The organism is uncultured Brachyspira sp., from assembly GCF_949287625.1.
GTDB lineage: Bacteria > Spirochaetota > Brachyspiria > Brachyspirales > Brachyspiraceae > Brachyspira.
Window position 1 is genome coordinate 1 of the sequence record NZ_CASEGO010000164.1, and the last position, 3,700, is coordinate 3,700.

At 25.5% G+C, this 3,700-nt stretch carries 4 protein-coding genes; 2 read left to right on the forward strand and 2 right to left on the reverse strand.

Features of this window, described 5'->3' with window-relative positions; genetic code table 11:
* Positions 1-113: 113 nt before the first annotated feature.
* Positions 114-572, forward strand: coding sequence for a hypothetical protein (locus Q1X91_RS15050; RefSeq protein WP_300759341.1), 459 nt, complete (start codon positions 114-116; stop codon positions 570-572).
* Here Q1X91_RS15050 and Q1X91_RS15055 read toward each other — a convergent pair whose 3' ends face one another.
* Both Q1X91_RS15055 and Q1X91_RS15060 read right to left on the reverse strand, forming a co-directional pair.
* Positions 573-980: a biopolymer transporter ExbD gene (locus Q1X91_RS15055; protein ID WP_300759343.1), complete on the reverse strand. Its 408-nt coding sequence runs from the start codon at positions 978-980 to the stop codon at positions 573-575.
* Between the two features lie 34 nt (positions 981-1,014).
* Entirely contained in the window at positions 1,015-1,788 is a 774-nt protein-coding gene (locus Q1X91_RS15060; protein WP_300759345.1) for a CAP domain-containing protein, read from the reverse strand.
* A 477-nt stretch (positions 1,789-2,265) separates the two neighbouring features.
* Here Q1X91_RS15060 and Q1X91_RS15065 point away from each other — a divergent pair, with 477 nt between their 5' ends.
* On the forward strand, positions 2,266-3,507 hold the full coding sequence (locus Q1X91_RS15065; protein ID WP_300759347.1) for a peptidase M30, hyicolysin: 1,242 nt from the start codon (positions 2,266-2,268) through the stop codon (positions 3,505-3,507).
* Positions 3,508-3,700: the final 193 nt, after the last annotated feature.

The following is a 3,700-nucleotide window of genomic DNA, read 5'->3' on the forward strand; positions in this document are numbered from 1 at the left end:
CAAAAATTTTATTTCTTCGTCTGTTAAATTAAAATCCATATTTTGATTATACCATAAATTAAAAAATTGACAAACTTAAAAATTTTCAGTATATACTAAAATATGAAATAGGCATGAGCAGTTTATTTAAAGGACATGGATGCAGTATAGCATCTTTTTTAGATTCTTCAATAAAAGATAATGAAAAAGATTTTAATGATTTGGTTAATCATAATATAACAAAAGTAATTAGTTATGGATTTCCATTTTTAAAAGTGTCAAGAACTATATACTATTGTGTTGATGATGTATATATTAATTATGTTTCTGATATTATTAATTTAATTAAACAGTGTTATGATATAAGAATTATAGTTAATCATCTTAATAGAATAGTAAAAATAAGATATGCTTGTATTTTTAAAAATAATTTTTACTTTTGCAATAAAATATTTAATATAAATGCTGCTTATAATAATATGAAATACAAAATAGTTTTTACTATTTTTAATAAAATGAAAATAACTATTTATTTACCCAAATTATTAGTTTATAGAAAAAAGAAAGGTTTTAATTTTTTATTAGATTTATAATTATTTTTCTCTAGTTTCAGTTGCTATGCTTAATCTTGTAAAACCTGCATTTTTTACACTATCTATTACAGATATTAAAACCTGCGTTCTTACATCTTCATCAGAACGTATTTCCACAGGCTTTTCTAGTTCCCCTTCTGTATTTGCTAATTCTTTAAGGTTATTATCAAGGTTTTCTACTTCATAACCGTTAATATATTGCTTGCCGTCTTTGGATATGCTTATTATTATAGTTTCATTTTTTTCAGCTCCTACAGCTGAGGTAGATTTTGGCAGACTTATCTCTATTTGAGGAGTTTCTATGATAGTAGTACCCACCATGAAAAACATAAGTAAATTAAATACTATATCTATCATGGGGGTTAAATCTATTCCGCTTTTTATATTAAATCTTCTTCTGAACTTCATTAATAATTTTCCGTTAGAGATTTTATTTAAATATTTATTCTACAGTTATAGTTCTTACATTGCTTAAGAAATGCTGACCTTTATATAGTATAGAAATTTTATAATCTCCTTTGCCATATTCAGCTTTAAAAGTTCTTCCTAATATACTGTTTCCCATATCTTTAACATCATATATAACATTTCCTATATAAGTTTTTCCGTCATCTCCAGTAATTCGTGCTTCTTTATCAGCCATTTCAACAGCGATTTTAAAATCAGTAAAAGCAGCACCATTTAATATTCTGTATTTTACAGTTATATCACTTTCATATTTGGCAGTAGGTGTAAAATCAACAGATTCAGCAACTATATCAGCAAATGTTACAGTAACATATACTCCTACACCTCTTTTAACAGATCCTATTCCTATAGCATTAAAATTTTTATTTAAGATATTTTTTTTACTGTCTGGCGAAGCCATTAAATTTTTTACTATACTTTCAGCTGCCTTTTTATCTGTGAAAGGTATAACATCTAATTTTCCAAAACTCTCACTTATATTTCCAACCATTTCAGGATATAATTTTACTTGTCTTGCTTTGGAATCTAATCCGTCTAAATCTATATTACTGAAGAATTTATTTTTAGCCATATTATCAGCATGGTATAAAGCTAAAGAATGAAGTCTTTGATTATTCGGAAGAGGAGGAAGAGATACTTTACTTCTTTCTAAGTTAATTAATCTGAATACTTCATCTTCTATTGTGTCTGCACTTAATATTAATGTTGATATAAACATCAATACAATTATAAAATTTAATTTTTTCATTTTGTTAATCTCCAATTTAATTATTTTTTGTATAAAAGTATAAAAAATAAATCTTTATTATATAAATGCTATTTTACAGCAACATTGTAAAAAATAAAAGATAAAAAATAATAAAATGAATAATAATCCGTATATATTTATTTTACTTTTATGGTTTTAATTATGCTTGTTTCAAAAGTGCTTTACAAGATTAAGTATAAAATTATGAATATGATGTTTTATATGTTGTATAGTTTGTTATTTTAGTATGTAAACATGCGGTCTTTAGAAAGATAATCTTGCTTATGCCTGAGGTACAGCGTCTAAAAGAAGTGACGGCAAATAACTATAAATATTAAAAAATTTAGTTTTGAAACAAGTTTATTATATAAATTTATTTATAAGTAAAAATATAAAATATTTATGAATTGATTTTTTACATTTATAATGTATGATTATTATCATGTAAAACTTTATGTTATTTTTATTGGAGGGATTATGAATAAATATATTATATTGTTTATTTTTTCTATTATATTTTTAAACTCATGCGGAGTTGTAAGCAGTATATTGGGCGGAGATTATAATGATACTGTTTATGATGACGGAGTATTAACATATTATGATGAATATACTTCTTCAACAAAAAGATTTAAGGTTATCAATGAAAATAATATGATAGAAACAAAAACATTCAGAACATATGCAGAATCTGATAATTTGATAATTTATGTAGAAAACGGAGCAAATGTACAAAGGTCTTCTGTATCAAAAATAGGATATAGTTTTAATAAATATTATAGTGATTTAGTAAGTACATATGGAAATCATACAGATGTTGATGGAAACGGCAAAATAGATATTCTTTTATTTTCTATGAATCCGCCGGGAGCTTCTACTGTTACATTAGGTTATTTTTATGGAGCAGATTTATTATTAGGTTATTTTAATGATGCTGAAATATTGTATATGGATTTAACTCTAGTTAATAGTGTTCCTGAAATGATGTCTGGTACAATACTTCATGAGCTTCAGCATTTGATTAACTTTAATGTTAATGATATAAATAAAGGAAGAGCTATGGACGTATGGTTAAATGAAGCCCTTTCAGAATCTACTTCAATATTGTACAGTCCTATAACAGTTACTTCAAGAATAGAGGAATTTAATGATATGGGAGGATATTACTGCTTTTATACTTGGTCTCTTCCTATAGCTGTATTTGCAAATTATCCTTCAGCTTCTGTCTTTATGAATTGGCTTTATAGTGCAAGCGGAAACGATAAAACTGTATTTAGAGATATAGCTTCTTCATCTCAGCTTAATGATTATAATAAAGTTCTTAGTTCTGTTTCATCCAGAGGTATAGCCGGCACTTGGGAAGAATTATTGCTAAATTGGATGGAAGGAATATTTAGTTATCAGGTATCTGGTGTAAATCCAGTTTTTAGACGTTCTGGGGAAACAGTGCCGTTATATCCAGGTGCTTTGGTTGCTTATTACGGATCTTTGGGAAGTATTAGCGATAATAATTTGTCTACAAGAAAATTAAATGCTAATATTGAAATAGCTTTAAATAAAGATGTGTATATAGGAGATAGTCCGAGTGCGATAAATATACAGATTCCAAACAGTATAAATTCTATGCAGGATAAATCATCTTCTCAAAGCAGTAAGCCGTATGTTCCTAAATATAGAAATATATTGTTTGATAATGAAGGAAACATTAAGAAATATTAATGATATATTATTCTGTATTGATAAAGTAAATGATAATAATATAGAAGACTTTAGATATTTATAATATTTAAAGTCTTTTTATTTTTGTATACTAAAAATTTTTAAGTTTGTCAATTTTTTAATTTATGGTATAATCAAAATATGGATTTTAATTTAACAGACGAAGAAATAAAATTTTTGAAATCTTTTCATA

Bases quoted from the DNA above. Each gene is read 5' to 3' on its own strand.
- Q1X91_RS15050 (WP_300759341.1), top strand. From the start codon at position 114: ATGAGCAGTTTATTTAAAGGACATGGATGCAGTATAGCATCTTTTTTA.
- Q1X91_RS15055 (WP_300759343.1), bottom strand. From the start codon at position 980: ATGAAGTTCAGAAGAAGATTTAATATAAAAAGCGGAATAGATTTAACC.
- Q1X91_RS15060 (WP_300759345.1), bottom strand. From the start codon at position 1,788: ATGAAAAAATTAAATTTTATAATTGTATTGATGTTTATATCAACATTA.
- Q1X91_RS15065 (WP_300759347.1), top strand. From the start codon at position 2,266: ATGAATAAATATATTATATTGTTTATTTTTTCTATTATATTTTTAAAC.